This is a genomic window from Glutamicibacter uratoxydans (assembly GCF_050753455.1).
GTDB classification, from domain to species: Bacteria; Actinomycetota; Actinomycetes; order Actinomycetales; family Micrococcaceae; genus Glutamicibacter; species Glutamicibacter uratoxydans_A.
This window is the reverse complement of sequence record NZ_CP192736.1, coordinates 2,958,326-2,973,496: the sequence shown is the minus strand read 5'-3', so window position 1 is coordinate 2,973,496 and position 15,171 is coordinate 2,958,326. Positions and strand designations below refer to the sequence as shown.

The 15,171-nt window shown below is 62.8% G+C and carries 18 protein-coding genes and 1 pseudogene; 9 read left to right on the top strand and 10 right to left on the bottom strand.

Annotated features, from left to right (window positions below; all coding sequences use genetic code 11):
* Positions 1-2: 2 nt before the first annotated feature.
* Positions 3-803: pseudogene (locus tag ACQQZ8_RS13785) on the bottom strand (alpha/beta hydrolase family protein); the annotation flags it as partial.
* 6 nt (positions 804-809) lie between these two features.
* On the opposite strand from ACQQZ8_RS13785, the gene ACQQZ8_RS13780 reads away from it, so the two are divergent.
* On the top strand, positions 810-1,037 hold the full coding sequence (locus ACQQZ8_RS13780; RefSeq protein ID WP_431710373.1) for a hypothetical protein: 228 nt from the start codon (positions 810-812) through the stop codon (positions 1,035-1,037).
* A gap of 4 nt (positions 1,038-1,041) precedes the next feature.
* On the opposite strand, the gene ACQQZ8_RS13775 is transcribed toward ACQQZ8_RS13780, so the two are convergent.
* A complete protein-coding gene (locus ACQQZ8_RS13775) occupies positions 1,042-2,724 on the bottom strand; it encodes an HNH endonuclease signature motif containing protein (protein WP_431710372.1) in 1,683 nt (560 codons plus the stop codon).
* 64 nt (positions 2,725-2,788) lie between these two features.
* Positions 2,789-3,757, bottom strand: coding sequence for an asparaginase (locus tag ACQQZ8_RS13770; RefSeq protein WP_431710371.1), 969 nt, complete (start codon positions 3,755-3,757; stop codon positions 2,789-2,791).
* A 413-nt stretch (positions 3,758-4,170) separates the two neighbouring features.
* Here ACQQZ8_RS13770 and ACQQZ8_RS13765 point away from each other — a divergent pair, with 413 nt between their 5' ends.
* Positions 4,171-5,268, top strand: coding sequence for an NAD(P)-dependent alcohol dehydrogenase (locus ACQQZ8_RS13765; RefSeq protein WP_431710370.1), 1,098 nt, complete (start codon positions 4,171-4,173; stop codon positions 5,266-5,268).
* On the opposite strand, the gene ACQQZ8_RS13760 is transcribed toward ACQQZ8_RS13765, so the two are convergent.
* Both ACQQZ8_RS13760 and ACQQZ8_RS13755 read right to left on the bottom strand, forming a co-directional pair.
* Positions 5,265-5,654 (bottom strand): VOC family protein, encoded by a 390-nt coding sequence (locus ACQQZ8_RS13760; RefSeq protein WP_431710369.1) that lies wholly within the window; start codon positions 5,652-5,654, stop codon positions 5,265-5,267. The genes ACQQZ8_RS13765 and ACQQZ8_RS13760 overlap by 4 nt on opposite strands.
* A gap of 65 nt (positions 5,655-5,719) precedes the next feature.
* The gene (locus ACQQZ8_RS13755; RefSeq protein WP_431710368.1) at positions 5,720-6,661 is read right to left on the bottom strand and encodes a beta-ketoacyl-ACP synthase III; all 942 of its coding nucleotides are present in this window, start codon (positions 6,659-6,661) and stop codon (positions 5,720-5,722) included.
* A gap of 112 nt (positions 6,662-6,773) precedes the next feature.
* On the opposite strand from ACQQZ8_RS13755, the gene ACQQZ8_RS13750 reads away from it, so the two are divergent.
* Together ACQQZ8_RS13750 and ACQQZ8_RS13745 are read left to right on the top strand one after the other, a co-directional pair.
* The gene (locus ACQQZ8_RS13750) at positions 6,774-7,607 is read left to right on the top strand and encodes a MurR/RpiR family transcriptional regulator (RefSeq protein ID WP_431710367.1); all 834 of its coding nucleotides are present in this window, start codon (positions 6,774-6,776) and stop codon (positions 7,605-7,607) included.
* 144 nt (positions 7,608-7,751) lie between these two features.
* A complete protein-coding gene (locus ACQQZ8_RS13745; protein WP_431710366.1) occupies positions 7,752-8,306 on the top strand; it encodes a histidine phosphatase family protein in 555 nt (184 codons plus the stop codon).
* Between the two features lie 144 nt (positions 8,307-8,450).
* On the opposite strand, the gene ACQQZ8_RS13740 is transcribed toward ACQQZ8_RS13745, so the two are convergent.
* The gene (locus ACQQZ8_RS13740) at positions 8,451-9,305 is read right to left on the bottom strand and encodes a LysR family transcriptional regulator (protein WP_431710365.1); all 855 of its coding nucleotides are present in this window, start codon (positions 9,303-9,305) and stop codon (positions 8,451-8,453) included.
* Positions 9,306-9,374: 69 nt separating this feature from the next.
* On the opposite strand from ACQQZ8_RS13740, the gene ACQQZ8_RS13735 reads away from it, so the two are divergent.
* From ACQQZ8_RS13735 to ACQQZ8_RS13715, 5 genes are all read left to right on the top strand, one after another.
* Positions 9,375-10,277, top strand: coding sequence for an EamA family transporter (locus ACQQZ8_RS13735; protein WP_431710364.1), 903 nt, complete (start codon positions 9,375-9,377; stop codon positions 10,275-10,277).
* Between the two features lie 228 nt (positions 10,278-10,505).
* Positions 10,506-10,775 carry a hypothetical protein gene (locus tag ACQQZ8_RS13730; RefSeq protein WP_431710363.1) on the top strand — a complete coding sequence of 90 codons (270 nt, stop codon included), beginning with the start codon at positions 10,506-10,508 and terminating at the stop codon, positions 10,773-10,775.
* 27 nt (positions 10,776-10,802) lie between these two features.
* The gene (locus tag ACQQZ8_RS13725) at positions 10,803-11,012 is read left to right on the top strand and encodes a histidine phosphatase family protein (RefSeq protein WP_431710362.1); all 210 of its coding nucleotides are present in this window, start codon (positions 10,803-10,805) and stop codon (positions 11,010-11,012) included.
* Positions 10,997-11,182: a hypothetical protein gene (locus ACQQZ8_RS13720; RefSeq protein WP_431710361.1), complete on the top strand. Its 186-nt coding sequence runs from the start codon at positions 10,997-10,999 to the stop codon at positions 11,180-11,182. The genes ACQQZ8_RS13725 and ACQQZ8_RS13720 overlap by 16 nt, the downstream gene beginning before the upstream one ends.
* Positions 11,183-11,198: 16 nt before the next feature.
* Positions 11,199-12,191 carry an arsenic resistance protein gene (locus ACQQZ8_RS13715; RefSeq protein WP_431710360.1) on the top strand — a complete coding sequence of 331 codons (993 nt, stop codon included), beginning with the start codon at positions 11,199-11,201 and terminating at the stop codon, positions 12,189-12,191.
* 14 nt (positions 12,192-12,205) lie between these two features.
* On the opposite strand, the gene ACQQZ8_RS13710 is transcribed toward ACQQZ8_RS13715, so the two are convergent.
* The 4 genes from ACQQZ8_RS13710 to ACQQZ8_RS13695 all read right to left on the bottom strand — a co-directional run bounded on the left by ACQQZ8_RS13710 (position 12,206) and on the right by ACQQZ8_RS13695 (position 15,171).
* The gene (locus ACQQZ8_RS13710; protein ID WP_431710359.1) at positions 12,206-13,375 is read right to left on the bottom strand and encodes an acetyl-CoA C-acyltransferase; all 1,170 of its coding nucleotides are present in this window, start codon (positions 13,373-13,375) and stop codon (positions 12,206-12,208) included.
* Positions 13,372-14,022: a 3-oxoacid CoA-transferase subunit B gene (locus tag ACQQZ8_RS13705; protein ID WP_431710358.1), complete on the bottom strand. Its 651-nt coding sequence runs from the start codon at positions 14,020-14,022 to the stop codon at positions 13,372-13,374. The genes ACQQZ8_RS13710 and ACQQZ8_RS13705 overlap by 4 nt, the downstream gene beginning before the upstream one ends.
* A 2-nt stretch (positions 14,023-14,024) precedes the next feature.
* Complete coding sequence (locus ACQQZ8_RS13700; RefSeq protein WP_431712201.1) at positions 14,025-14,729, bottom strand: CoA transferase subunit A; 705 nt, start codon at positions 14,727-14,729, stop codon at positions 14,025-14,027.
* 181 nt (positions 14,730-14,910) lie between these two features.
* Positions 14,911-15,171 carry a hypothetical protein gene (locus ACQQZ8_RS13695; protein ID WP_431710357.1) on the bottom strand — a complete coding sequence of 87 codons (261 nt, stop codon included), beginning with the start codon at positions 15,169-15,171 and terminating at the stop codon, positions 14,911-14,913.

The window sequence follows — 15,171 nt, the reverse complement described above, 5'->3', positions numbered from 1 at the left end:
CACTACGGAGCGCTTAGCCCCAGCGTGTTGGGTAGTTCGGTGGCCTCACCCAGCACGTTGCTGGCCAAGTACCCCAACACCACCTCGTACCAAAGCTTGGCATGCTGCGGGCTGAGGATCCAATGGTTCTCCTGCGGGAAATACAAGAACCGGTGCGCGGTGGAACCATCGGCGGCTTGCGGCAGTCCTGACTTGGACAGCAGCTCGTACCACAACCGCAAGCCCTCACCGATGGGTACCCGGTAGTCCTTATCGCCGTGGATGACCAGCATAGGGGTGCGGATCTGTCCGATGTACTTGCTCGGGGAGTAGGTGGCGACCATCTCCGGTTTCATTTCCCGCGCCCAGTAGAAGGACATATCGGTGCTGGGGCCAAACCCATCCAGATCCCAGAGGCTGGCGTGGGTGACGATGGCTTTGAACCGGTCGGTCTGCCCGGCGATCCAGTTGGCCATGTAGCCGCCGAAGGAACCACCCATGGCTGCGGTGCGCGTCTGATCAATATCCGGGCGAGCTTGCACCTCATCGGTCAGCTGCATCAGATCCGTATAGGGTTCAGCCCCCCAACGACCCCAGCCGCGGGCGATGAAATCGTGCCCGTACCCGGTGGACAGCGCCGGATCCGGCAGCAGTACCGCATACCCGGCGGCAACCATAATCCACGGGTTCCACCGCCAGCTCCAGGTGTTCCACGAGGACACCGGCCCACCATGTACCCACAGCAGTAAGGGCGCAGGGTCTGCTGCGCGCGCGTCGGAGGGCAGCGCCAGCCAGGCGCGAATGGTGGAACCATCCGCTGCGGTAGGTCCGTGATCGACGATGAACATCTGGCCGACCGCGGCTCGGAACCGGATCTGGACTACTTCAAAACCAGCGATGACGCGTGGCCAATGCTCTGGGTTGCCGAGGAGTATCTCGAAGCCACCGGGTATCGCGAGGATGATCAGGTCACCCGTGAGCAAGCCGAGGCGTTCGTGAATACGGAGGACTTCGAGTTCCTCAGCTCGATCATGAAGACGGTGCGCATTACCGAGTAGTCGATCACGCCGCGAAGGGTTGAAGCTTACCGGAGCGATACAGCGCGGTAGCTTCCCCGGTCAACCGGTTGGCTTCAAGCGCTTCGGACGGACTCATCCAGTAGGTGTTGACGCGGAGTTTTTGTGGGGGGTCGAGATTGCGCGGTAGCAGCACCATCGGGCGACAGCCCTGGACCTTCACCACCTTGAACAAACCGCTGTGCCGGGCCAAGTGGTGCACCTTACAATATAGATCCACGTTATCTACGTTCGTTTTGCCACCTTTGTCCCACGGGTCGAGGTGGTCCAATTCGCAACGGTTTGCAGGCATGGTGCATCCCGGATATGAACATCCCCGGTAGGCGGCACGCACCGCTCGGCCCACATGCTTGGGGAAGAGTCGTCGTGAACGTCCGAAATCCAACACCATTCCCTTGGAACTGAGCACTTCGGGATAAATTTTGGCTTGGCAGAGTAGCGCGCGGGCCTCCCCGGCGGACAGTGGCAGGCCGTTGGCGGTAACCGCGTAGTCTGCGGCTCCGGCGAGCATCTTCTCGTAATTCAGGATTACGACCACTTCCGGGGTGAAGGCGCTGGGGCTTTCGCTTGAGGTTTCTTGTGCTCCGCGGATGAGTTCGATCAGTGCCATGAGGTGACGAAATTCCGGGCGAAGATCTTCCAAAGGCAGGGCGAGTTCTGCGGGCGTTGGAGGAGTCGTGGCGACCGGTGAGTCAGACACGGTTTCGGGGGCACTGCTTTCGTTTTCAGCTTCTGTTGGGGTTTCGCGGGCCCACTGCGGCATACTCTCGGCATCTCCCCACGACTGTGCGGCGGGATCCCTAGGTGCTAATCCGCCATAGCGGGCGGCAATCATCGCCATGAGCGCATCGCGGTTTCCGGCTAAGGTCTTGGGATTATCGCTTTGGCTGAAGGCGGATTCGAATAGTTCCGCGTCTTGTGGCAACAACCGCAGGTTGTAATTCACCAGTCCGCGTTTGACTCCGCGCCGGTAACAGCCCACTTCTGCCAGCAGAGCTTCCAGCGGTCGCTGAGCATTGAGACATTGTTGTGCCATGCGGGTCAGATGTTTGCGCGCGGTTTGTGGTTGCTGGCGAATCAGCGAGATAGCGTCTTGCTCCAACTGTTCTTGGGCCTGGCTTGCCTGGGGTCCGATGCCCAGATCCTTGCGCACCCCGCGGATCTGTCGGGAGGCGCTCAGCAGCAGGCGTGGGTCGGTGTCCGCGGAACCGAATTCTTCGGCCAGATCTGGAAGCAGCGGCTCACCGCGGGTTCCGGCCGGGCTGACGGTAGCGATTAGCGCATCGGCCTGTTGTAACCGTTCACGGGCGGTCGACAGCGGGATGTTCAACCAGGAATGGAGCAGATCCACGGCGCTGTGAAAATGCGTACGGCCACGGCTGAGTTGCCCTTCGGTGGCGCGTAACGCTCCCCGGGAGGGGTGTGTTCCAGCGTCGCGAATGGTTTCGAGCGAAGCCGGATCCAGCTGGTGTGCACCGGTGCGGCGGACCGCGTCGGCTGCATGGATTTGTGCCCGCACCAAGTGCTCACTGAGCTGTTCCACCAGCAGCGCGAAGTAGGCGGCATGACCCGCCGGGGGTTGCTGCTCGGCGACGACGGTGGTCGCCTGCTGGATCAGTGCGGCGGCCTGCGCCAACTGTTCCAAAGGGTGCGCGGTGCTGGTGTACATGCGCCCCATCATGCCCCCGAGAAATTGTGTCGCGGGGGCGGAACAGAAAAATTGTGGATAAGTTTTACAAAGCGGTGAGGACACCCACCGGCACTCCGCCACCGAGGGTGGGGCTGCTGGCCAGTTCAGTGAGGGTGGCCGGCGGGTCGGGCAGGTAGTCGGTGAGCATTTTGATGGTCAGCGGCATGCGCGCGCGGTCACTCCCATCGGCAATTTTCAACGCCAGCGCGGACCCGTCGGCCAAACCGACCGCCTGAATCCCCTCAAAACCGTCCTTGGCCACCGCCCGGGGCAGCCGCTGCATCAGCTCGGTAACATCACGTCCGCGGCCGGCCACGAGTTCGGGATGCTGACGCATCGCCTGAGCCACCTGGTGCTCCTCGGTCCCGGGTCCCGCGCAGGACAGTCGGGCAAACCCACGGGCTAGGGCCGGGAGCGAGAGCGGGTAGACCTGGGTGCCGCAGCCATCGGTGCTGATCGCGGTGATGCGTTGGCCGGTGAGCTCCTCCACGGTGTCGGCCAGCAGTTGAGCCAGCGGATGGGTGGGTGCGAGATAGCCCTCGGTGGGCCAGCCCAAGTGTTGGCACAAAGCTAGCAGGGCGGCGTGCTTACCCGAACAGTTTTGAGCCAGCTGGGTGGCTTGCCCGCCGGCAGCCAGCCAGTCTTCGCGTTCGGTGACCCCGTAGGGCAGATCGGTGGAGTTGCCCAAGTCGTTTTCGGCCAGTCCGGCAGCGTGCAAGGTGCTCAACGCGATCCGTTGATGTTCGGGGGAACCGGAATGGCTGGCCGCGGCCACAGCGATTTGTTCCGCGCTCAGCTGGAGTCCGGCGCGCAAGATGGCTACGGCGAAGAGCGGTTTGAGGGCCGAGCGCGGGTAGAAGTGAGCTGAGGTGTCTCCACGCGAGTGCACGATGTTCCCACCGGGGTCCAGCACCACCGCCGAACCGTGGTGAATGGATTCGATCCGTTCCCCGCGGCTGGCTGCAACCACTGGAACGTGGGCCGGTAGATCCTGAAGTGGCAAGGGAAGCATGAGTCTCCTGATCGGCGGGGCAACGTGTTGAGTATGTCAATCGGTCGGGGACTTGGTCAATTTCATCCAGAACCCGGGAATGTATGCGGCGATGAGTGACGTGTAAAAATTGGGACGTGGCCGAAGCGATGTGATGAGCTTCGGGCCAGCCCGCTAAAGCGAGTCTGCTCGAGGTCATGCTGGCACCTGGGCTGAACTGACCCATCGCCGCACGGTGGTCTCAACATTATTCCGGCTGGGTGCAGCAAGCGTGAAGCACGCCTCGGCTGCGCGCTGTTCGGAAAGAACCGCATCCGGTGTTGAACAGGCGCAAGATTTTGTGGCAGATCCCTATCCTTTCCTCGCGGTTTCTGCGTAGGGTGCAAGTACGAGCGCCCGCGGGTGAGCGGGCGGCAATCATCTAAGGAGTATTCGTGAAAACTCGCGCGGCCGTGGCCATCGCCCCTGAAAAAGATCTAGAAATCCGCGAACTTGAGCTCGATGAACCCCAAGCCGGAGAGTTACGGGTGCGGATCGTCGCCACCGGAGTCTGCCACACCGATGCCATCATCCGCGATCAGTGGTACCCCGTGCCGTTGCCGGTGGTGCTGGGGCATGAGGGAGCCGGAATTGTCGATGCGGTAGGTCCTGGGGTTCATGGATTTGCCGTCGGTGACAAAGTGGTGATGGGCCCGGCCCATTGTGGAGCCTGCCAGCAGTGTGTGGCCGGGCATCCGATGTATTGCGTGAACTTCTACGACCAAAACTTTGGGGTGCGTCGCGCCGATGGCTCCTCGGCGTTCTCTGCTGCCGGTGTACCGGTGGGTTCGCACTTCTTCGGGCAGTCCTCCTTTGCGCAATATACGAACGTGGCCGCCGGCGGTGCGGTGAAGGTGCCCGCGGATGCGCCATTGGAGATCCTGGGCCCGCTAGGGTGCGGAATCATGACCGGTGCGGGCGCGGTGCTCAATGTGCTCAAACCACAGCCGGGATCCTCGGTAGCCGTGTTTGGGACCGGCGCGGTGGGTATGGCCGGGATGTTGGCTGCCAAGGCTGCCGGGGCGACGACCATCATCATGGTGGACATCGTCGAGTCGCGACTGGAGTTCGCCAAGGAACTCGGGGCGACCCATACGGTGAACTCGAAGACCACCGATGCGGTGACCGCGATTAAAGAGATCACCACAGGCGGGGTGCAATTCGCGTTGGACACCACCGGGGTGCCGGCGGTGTTCACCCAGATGACTAACTCACTGGCCACCCGCGGACACGCGGCGTTGGTGGGTGCAGCCAAGTTGGGCACCGAGGCGAAAATCGATATCGGAACCCAGCTGCTGGCCGGTATCAATGTGCATCTGGTGATCGAGGGCGATGCGGTACCGCGTGAGTTCATCCCGCGGCTGATCAGCCTGCACCAGCAAGGGCTGTTCCCCTTCGACAAGCTGATCAAAACTTATGAGTTCGAGCAGATCAACCAGGCCTTCTCCGATTCGGCCGACGGGTCCACGCTGAAACCTGTGGTGCTGTTCTAGAGAACCCGCTGATCCCGGCGCAACGGATGGGTCTGGGGAACCTGCACGAGCACGATCTTGCTGCCATCCGGGTCCCGAACCGAGCCCTCGATTAATCCCCAGGGCTCGGTTCGGGCTTCGCGGTCGATGGGTACCCCCAATCGGTGGAGCCGCTCCAGCTCGGCGTGCACCTCGCGCACCTGCAGCCAGAGCACCAAGCTGGAGGGTTCACTTGCCGGACGGGAACCGGAAATTTCCAATTGCCCGGTGCCCAGTTGAAAGACGACGCCGGGACTATCCGGCGGACCAAATTCCCGCACCACCGGCAGGTTGAGGATTCTTTGGTAAAAATCAAGGGTGTCCGGGTGTGCCGGACGCAGCAGTACACGGCTGGTGATGATTTCCATAAGCTCTCCTCAATCGGTTCCCGAACCGAAAACCCCTGTTTGACATGTCAAACAGGGTTTTGGTTTTAGACGGTAATGACTTGGCCGGCGTAGGTCAGCCCGCCGCCAAAGGCGAAGAGCAGCACCTTGCTCCCGGCCGGCAGGGGATCATCGGCCATCATCTTGGACAAGGCCAACGGCACCGAGGCCGCGGAGGTGTTACCGGAGTACACCACGTCGGTGGCTACCCGCGCGTTGGGTGCGCCAATCTTCTGTGCCAGCGGTTCAATAATCCGCAAGTTCGCCTGATGCAGCACGATGCCATCGATTTCGGCCGGTTCCAGCCCGGCCTTGTCGATGATCTGCTGGGCGATTTTCGGTAGCTGGGTGGTGGTCCAGCGGAAGACGCTTTGCCCGTTCTGCGCGAACTTGTCATTGTTACTGTGTTCGATGCGGACCGCGTCGGACATTTGCGGCACCGAACCCCACAGCACCGGAGAGATCGCCTGCTCAGCACTGGCGCTGACCACCACCGCACCGGCACCATCGGCGGTCAACACACAGGTGGTGCGGTCGGTGAAGTCGGTGACATCGGTGAGCCGTTCGGAGGCGATGACCAGCGCGTTGCTGGCGCTACCAGCCATCACCGCGTGCTGAGCCATCGCCAGCGCGTGGTTGAACCCCGAGCAGGCAGTATTCACATCTAAGGTGGCGGGGCTATTTTCCATGCCCAGCGCCAGCGCGACGCGCGCGGCCATATTCGGGGCACGATCCACCGCGGTGCAGGTAGCGACAACCACCATGTCGATGTCCGAGGCCTGCAGGTTGGCGTTGGCCAGCGCCATCCTCCCCGCCTCGGTGGCCATGTAGTCCACGCTCTCATGATCCTGCGCCCAGCGGCGTTCTTTAATGCCTACGCGGCGGGTGATCCATTCATCGCTGGTTTCAACCAGCTTCTCAAGCTCGCTGTTGGGCACGACCTGTTCGGGCTGATAGTGGCCGAAAGATACTACTTTGCTGCCGCGCATTACGCTCCTAGAACTGAAAAAGGTTTTCAGCTCAATCTTAGTAGCTTCGCCGTTTACTCGCCGTTAGCTTAGTGGCCAGATGCCGTTTAACGGCGCGGGCTAGGCTACCCGAATGACCGGTTCTGCCCCCAACTATGAAACGTTACTGGCCCATCTGCGCAGTGCTTCTAGTGGGTTGGTGCCAGCCGAACGGCGGGTGGCCGAGGTGCTCATGGCACAGCTGCACCGCTTGGAGGAGTATTCGGCTCTCGCTCTGGCGGCCGAAGCTCAATGCTCGGCCGCCACCGTCGTGCGGGCCTGTCAACGCATGGGCTTTAGCGGATTTCAACAGTTGCGGCTGCAGTCCATCCGTGCCGCGGCGACCCATGCACCCGCGTGGCCCACTGAATCAGACCGCATAGCCGCATCCGCGGCACCTGAGGGTGCGCTAGAGCAGGTGGTGCACCAGGCGCTCGCCGAAGTGCACGCCGTGGCGAAGGTGCTGGATCGGGTAAATTTTGATCGAACGGTAACCGCGTTAGCCGGGGCCAGCAGGATCCTCGTGTTGGGATCCGGTGCCGCCCAGCCGCTAGCCCAAGACACCGCAGCAATGCTGCGGGCGAGCGGGCGTACGGTGCTGCGCGAAGAACTGGAGCTCACCGAGCTTAACGCCCAAGATATCTGCTTGGTGGTGAGCTACTCTGCTGCCACAGAGCATGTCTTGCAGCTAGTGCGCACCGCCGCACAAGCCGGATCACGGGTGATCGCGGTGACCGGGTCCGCGGATTCGGCGCTGGCAGAACTGGCGGATCTGACCCTGGTAGCTGGCACCCCAACCGATAGGGCTCAGAGATTTAGCGGCCGGATCGGCCCGTTGCTGGTTCGCAACGCCCTCCTCTTGGCTCTGCACCAACTGTCCGGGACGCTACCGGCCGCGGCCGGTGAGCTGACTCGGCAAGATCATTAGCCCTTCGGGTCCGGTACCTCTACCGAAATCAGGTCAGAACCGGCTAGTGTCACATTAGGGGCTAGAAGGAGGGTGGCGGGGATGTCGAGTTGTGCTGGTCGAACGGAATCACGCGTCGAGGTGACGGGGCGCGAGGACGACCCGGTGCTGAACAAACCGGCCGAACGCTGGGTCTTGGTGCGCCACGGACAGACCGCATGGAATGTGGATCAGCGTTTGCAGGGCCGTTCGGATGTGCGGCTGAACGCCACCGGTCGGCAACAGGCCGAACGCGCCGGCGTGCAATTGGCTAAGGACGGGCCGTGGGATTTGGTGGTGTGTTCCCCGCTGGGTCGGGCCCGGCAGACCGCTCAAATCATCGCCGACTACCTAGGGATCTGGCAGGTGCTAGAGATCGAGGATCTGGTGGAGCGGGACTTCGGAGCGGCCGAGGGCCGCTATTTTGGGAAGCTGAGCGCGCAGGAACGTGAGCAGTTGCTGGCCGGTGGGGAACCGGAAGATGCTGTGGTGGTGCGGGCGGTGAACGCCCTGCGCGCCCTGGTGGAGCAATACCCGAAGTCGCGAGTGGTGATCGTCGCGCATGGCACCCTGATCCGATTGGTGCTCGGTGCTTTAGCCGAAACCCCGCATCCACGGGTGGATAACGGTGAGGTGTTGGTGCTCGATACCGAACGTCTGCACCAGTTTGTGCAACGCTAGCAGGCATGTAACCGGATCAGTCACACCCCGAGTGCTCAAGGCCCTGAGTCTGGCTATGCAGCAGTTAACCGGCCAACCGGCTTTCGATCCGGCCGCTGAACCGGCCGACCAGCTCCCCGGAATCCTGGAAAGGTAGCCAGTCGGTCAGTGGTATAGATCGGTCGCCAGCGAGATCAACTCGCCGAGTCCGGCCGGTGGCTCATGGCGGTGCCAGGCCAGCCGGACCGGGATGCGCGGCCCATCCTTCAGCGGCCGGTAGGCCACGGTGGGACGCGGATGGTGGTGGGCGGTGGCTTCGGCGGTGGTTCCCACTGCGCGGCCGGCTACGATCCCGTCAAGCCAGCTATCCACATCCGAAGATTCCAAAAACTGCGGACGGCGTTCGCCTTGTGCCCAGTCTGCGGGGTCGGTGGCACCCATCTTGCTGTCGATGAAGACCGTGCGGTCGGCCAATTCGGACATCGATAGCACCCGTCGCCGCGCCCACTGCGGGTCATCGGCGGCGAAGACCACCATTCGCTGCTCCAAGCCCACCACGACCGAGTCGTAGAGTTCGGCGTTCACCTCGCGGCGCATGACCGCCACATCGCACATCCCCTCGGCTAGCCCGGAGGTGGGGGAGTTGTGCCGCAGCAGGACCATTTCCAGTCCCGGGCACTGTTTCGGCCATTGGCGTTGTAATGCGGTGGTATGCACCCCCAACGCGGCCCAGGCATACCCCAGGCGCAGGGTACGCTGTCGGGCGGCCAGGAATCGGGAAAAACGATCGGCCTCGGCCAGAACCCGGCGGGCCTCGGGCAGTAACTGGGCCCCGGCACCGGTGACCTCGCAGCCACGCACGGTACGTCGCAACAGCTTGTCACCGACCTGGCGTTCGAAACCCGCAATGGTGCGTGAGACCGCCGCCTGGGACACAAACAGCTGGGAGGCGGCCTCGGTGAAGGAGCCGGCCTCGGCGGCGGTGACGAAGAACCGCAGATCTCGCAATGAGAAGTCCATAACCTAAGCGTATGGGAGCGTCAAAATATTCACTAGTGTTATGTTGTGCCCGGTGCCTAACCTCAAGGTATGACAACCCAGCAAACACCTGCGCACACCTGTTCCGGCACCGAGAAGCGGCAGTTGCGCGGTACTGCTCTGGCCTTGGGGTCAGGCATTTCGAACCAGGCCGGCGCGGCGATGGGGGCCATGGCCTTTGGGGTGCTGGGGCCCGTGGGTGTGGTGGCCATCCGCCAGATCCTGACTGCCTTGGTGCTTAACGTCTTCGTTCGGGTGACGTGGGGCAGACTCAGTGCCGGGCAGTGGCGTCCGATCATCGGGCTGGCGCTTTCCTTCAGCATGATGAACCTATGCCTCTACGCGGCCATCGAACGTATCGGGCTGGGGCTGGCGGTCACCCTCGAATTCCTCGGACCGCTGGCTGTGGCCCTAGCTGGCAGCCGTCGAGCCACTGATGCGGTGTTCGTGTTGATCGCCGGCGGTGGGGTGCTGCTGCTGGTGCGTCCAGGTCCGAGCACTGATCTTCTCGGGATCCTGCTGGCGTTGGCGGCGGCCGTGGGCTGGGCCTATTACATCCTGTTCAATCGCAGCGCCGGGGCACGCCTGCCCGGACTACAGGGCACCGCCGCGGCCAGTGCGTGCACCACCGTGCTGTGGGTGCCGGTGGCGGTTTTCTGGTTCCTGCAGCATCCTCCGACGCTGCTGGCACTGGGGCTGGCCGCGGGGTGCGCGATGCTGTCCTTGTTGGTTCCCTATGTGTTCGACCTGCTCTGCCTGCGGGACCTTTCCGCCGCCACCTTCGGCGTGCTGACCAGCATCAACCCAATCTGGGCGGTGTTGGTGGGGATGGTGCTGCTGGACCAGCAGCCGGGCTGGGTCGAACTGGCCGGGATCGGGTTGATTGTGCTGGGAGCCAGCCTGCATTCGCTGGTGGCGGCACGCTCACAGCGGGTGCAGCACAGCGCGCTGTAGCCGGGATCGCGAGCGGAAAACACCATTTCAGCGGTGGTGGCACGGTGTTCACCGACCGGTTACCCGGTGGGATTTTCTTGTCACAGCGTTCTGCAGCTGACGGAATAAGGAAACCGGAAGAGCCCACCTGCTACACGATCCGCCGCCGTTCGTAACCTGCGCCGGACCCCTGCCCGCGCCTTTGCAGCCCCCTTCATTAGCGATGCCAAGCTGTTCCTCGGCACCCTGATGGGTTCCAATTTCCATTCCGATCACCCGGGGCTGGTTCTGCCGAGGTTGCGCGCGGATCCCCTGGGCCCGGGAACCTACCTGAACGACGGGGCGATCGGCACCAATAGCCGGTCACGACGCGCGGTGGCGGTCCTGACCCCTCCCGCAATCGAGTGGCAAAGCGCTAAGGTCGCTTCATCGGAACAGTTCAACCGTGCCCAGCTCGCCCGGGTCACTTCTGTGCTGCACACCGCACACGAGACCAGCCTAGATCAGGCCGAAGTGTAGCTGGACAAGGAAGGACCCTGGGAGCTGGTGGTCTTTTCGCTGCTGGGCCGGGCCTGGCAGACCGCGCAGATCATTGCCGACTACCTGGGGTTCTGCCAGGTGCTTGAGGTCGAGGATCTGCTTGAACGCGACTACGGAGCCGCCGAGGGCTGCTACCTGGACCCGCTCACCCGGAGGAACGCGAGTGGCTACTGGCCGACGGGTAATCCGAGGACGATGTGGTGGTTCGTGCTTTGAACGCGTTGCGGACACTGGTGGGGCAGAACCCAGACCCCCGGGTGGCCATCGTCGCCCAGGGCATGCTGATCCGGCTGGTGCTCGGGGCGCTGGCCGAACACCCGCACCCGCGAGTGCAGAACGGTGAGGTGCTGGTCCTGGACACCGGACGGCTGCACGGATTCGTGTAACGCTAGAATCGGGTTCGTGCCTACGTCTGAACCCCACCTGTTGTCTCGCCTGTTTTATGCCGCCGAACGCTGGCAGATTCCGCTCTACCTGCTGGGGATCGCCGCCGGTGCGGGCATCGGACTGGCCGTGGACCACGTCGAGGTGCTCGAGGTAGCACTGACCCCGGTCCTGGGACTGCTGCTCTACGCCACCTTCCTGGGGATCCCGATGGCTCGGCTGGGCCAGGGGTTCGGCGACCGGCGTTTCCTTGGTGCCTTGCTGGTGCTGAATTTCGTGGTGGTTCCGGTGCTGGTGTTCGGGCTCAGCCGGTTCGTGGCCCACGATGCCGGGGTGCTGATCGGGCTGCTGTTGGTGTTGCTTACCCCGTGTATCGACTATGTCATCGTATTTTCCGGGTTGGCCGGGGCTAGCCACGGGAAATTGCTGGCGGCTGCGCCGCTGCTGATGGTGGCACAACTGCTCCTGCTGCCGGGTTATCTGTACCTGATGGCCGGTCCAGACACCTTGGGAATTATCGACCCTGCCCCGTTTTTCGGCGCGCTGCTCTGGCTGATCCTGCTGCCGCTGGCTCTGGCCGCCGCCACCCAATTTCTGGCCGACCGGAGCATTCGGGCCTCGAAGGTGATGGATATCGGCACCGGTTCCATGGTGCCGCTGATGGTCCTGGTGTTATTGATCATGGTTGCCTCGCAAACCCCGCGCATCCTGGCCGCGAGTGCCGCGCTGTGGTGGGTGGGGCCGTTGTATGCGGGGTTCCTGGCCATCATGGTATTTCTAGGTCTGTGGGTGGCCCGGTTGTTCGGGGTGGATATCCCCACGGCCCGGGCTCTGGTTTTCAGCGGTGCCACCCGAAATTCGCTGGTGGTTTTGCCGCTGGCGCTGGCCTTGCCAGCGTCCCTGGCCATTGCCCCGGCCGTGGTGGTGACCCAGACCCTGGTGGAGCTGCTGGGCATGGTGCTGTTGGTCAGGCTGGTTCCCCGGCTACTGCCGGGGAACCCCAACCGCTAGGCGACGGGCGGTGCCTACAATCCGCGTAGCACCACGGCGCTACCTTGGCCACCGCCGCCGCAAATGCCCACGGCACCCACGGATCCGGGGCCCAACTCGTTCAGCTGCCGAGCCAGGGTGCCGACGATGCGTGCCCCGGAGGCACCGATCGGGTGGCCGAGGGCGATGGCTCCGCCGTGCTGGTTCACAATCTGCCGATCGATGCCCAGCTGCTCGGTGGAGCAGACGCCGACCGCGGCGAAGGCTTCGTTGATCTCTACCGCTTGCAAGTCCTGGGCACCGTATTCGGTTTTGGCCAGCGCGCTGCGGATCGCGTTGGAGGGCTGCTCATGCAGGGTGCGATCGGGTCCGGCTACTAAGGAGTGGGAGAGGATTTCGGCCAGCGGCTGCAAGCCAAGTTCGGCTACCGCCTTATCGCTGACCAAGACCAATGCCGCGGCGCCGTCGGTGATCTGTGAGGAGTTCCCGGCGGTGATGGTGCCATCCTTGGCGAAGGCCGGACGCAGCGCACCGAGGGATTCAACCGTGGTTTCGGGGCGTACCCCGTCATCGGCGGCGTGCACGGTTTCTCCCTTACGGGTGGAGATGGTGAACGGGGCGATCTCTGCGGCCAAGAATTCGGCGGAGGCCTGGGCACGTTGGTGAGACTCTGCGGCCAACCGGTCCTGGGCCTCGCGGGGTAGCGCGAGCACGCTGTTGTGTTCCTCGGTGGAGACTCCCATGGAGTGCTGATCGAAGGCATCGGTCAGCCCGTCGTAAGCGAGGGTGTCGATCATTTCGATGGCTCCGTACTTGGTGCCAGCGCGGGCGCGCTGGGCGTGGGGGGCCAAGGACATCGATTCTTGGCCGATGGCAAGGACGACATCGGCCTCCCCGGCGTTAATTAGCCGAGTGGCGGCAACTACCGCTTCGGTGCCCGAGAGGCAGACCGCGTTCAGGGTCATTGCCGGAACGCTTAGCTCAACTCCGGCGCCCACCGCACTTTGGCGTGCCGGGTTTTGGCCCGCGGCAGCCTGGAGCACCTGCCCGGCGTAGACCTGCTGCACCTTGTCGGCGGGGACGCCGGCGCGTTCTAGTGCCGCTTTGGCCGCGTGTGCGCCCAGCTCGGTGGCCGGGATGTTGGCGAAAGCTCCGTTGAAACGCAGGAAGGGGGTGCGGGCGTAGCCGGCGATCTTGACGCTCATGCTCGGTAAGTCTCCTCTAATTCAGTACTAAATTCAGCGGCGGTGATGTCCTTAATGCTCTGTGGGCTTTCACCCTCGGCAACCCGGCGCAGGATCAGTTTTCCGTTCTCAATATCAAATACGGCGCGGTCGGTAATGATCCGATCCACCACGCCCACGCCGGTCAACGGCAGGTCGCATTCCTCCACGATTTTGCTACTTCCATCCTTGGCCAGATGGTCGGTTAACACAATCACCCGTGGGGTGCCCGCCACCAAATCCATGGCGCCACCCATCCCTTTGACGAGCTTGCCCGGGATCGTCCAGTTGGCCAAATCCCCGTTGGCGGCTACTTGGAGGGCACCGAGGATCGCGGTTTGCACGTGCCCGCCCCGGATCATGCCGAAACTGGATGCGGAATCGAAAAAACTTCCACCCGGAACCACGGTGACGGTCTGTTTTCCGGCGTTGATCAGATCCGCGTCTTCCTCCCCCGCATAGGGGAAGGGGCCCATCCCGAGCAGTCCGTTCTCGCTTTGCAACTTGACCGAAACTCCTGCGGGCAAATTATTGGCCACGAGGGTGGGGATTCCGATGCCGAGGTTCACATACTGTCCGTCGACCAGCTCGCTGGCGGCGATGGCCGCCATCTCATCTCTGCTCCACATGATTACCCCTCCTGCTTGGTGCGTACGGTGCGTTGTTCGATGTCCTTGACCGGGTCGGCATCCACCACGCGTTGTACGAAGATGCCCGGGGTGTCCACCAATTGCGGGTCCATGAAGTCATCGAGCAGATGCTCGACTTCGGCCAAGGTGAACCGTCCGGCGGCCGCGGCTAAGGGGTTGAAGTTCCGCGCGGTCATCCGGTAGCGCAGGTTTCCTTCGGCATCGCCCTGATGAGCGCGAACCAAGGCAATATCGGCCACGATACCGCGCTCCAAAATCGCCGGTTTGCCGTCGAACTCCATCACTTCCTTACCCTCGGCCACCGGGGTGCCGACCCCGGTGGGAGTGTAGAAGGCCGGGATCCCGGCACCGCCGGCGCGTAACCGTTCGGCCAAGGTCCCCTGCGGGACGAACTCGACGTCTAATTCGCCGGAAAGAAACTGCTGGGCAAAGAGCTTGTTTTCACCCACGTAGGAGGCCATCACCTTGGCCACCTGCCGACTTTCGATCAATAACCCCAGACCCTTACCGTCGACCCCCATGTTGTTCGAGACGATGGTTAGGTTTTTCGCGCCCGTTTCGCGCAGCGCTTTAATTAGTCGGGATGGGATGCCACTGAGCCCAAACCCGCCGACAGCAATGGTCATCCCATCACGCACTACCGCGGCTAGTTCGGCCGCCGCGTCCGAGGAATACTTTGTCGACATCATCGCTCCTTCGTCCATGATGTGGATGCATTGTTCTTGCCTCAAAAACTACCCAGTGGCATACAAGCCGGTCAATGAACTGGCGCAAAGTGCTCTACGGGTGAGGAATGATCTGCCATGTGTTCATATTATGAACGGAGCTTCACTTGCGGGTGTGCCCACGGTGCGGGGCGCCCATTACCTAACCCTGCTGCAGCAAATGCACGAGGCATTGCTCGGATACGGGCTGCAGGATGCGCTCGCGGCGTTGTTCTCGCCAGGAACGAAGCTCGATCAGGGTGTGGGGATCTTCGGCGACTTGGAGCACGGTGGGGCTGATATAGGAACGGCGCGCCGTGGCAGCGGTATTGCCCAGCACCTCGGCTGCGGCCTGCACCGCCTGACGTTGTACCCGTTGTTGTTCACGGTGGCTACTGTCGGCGTGCAAGTCACTTTTGAGCAA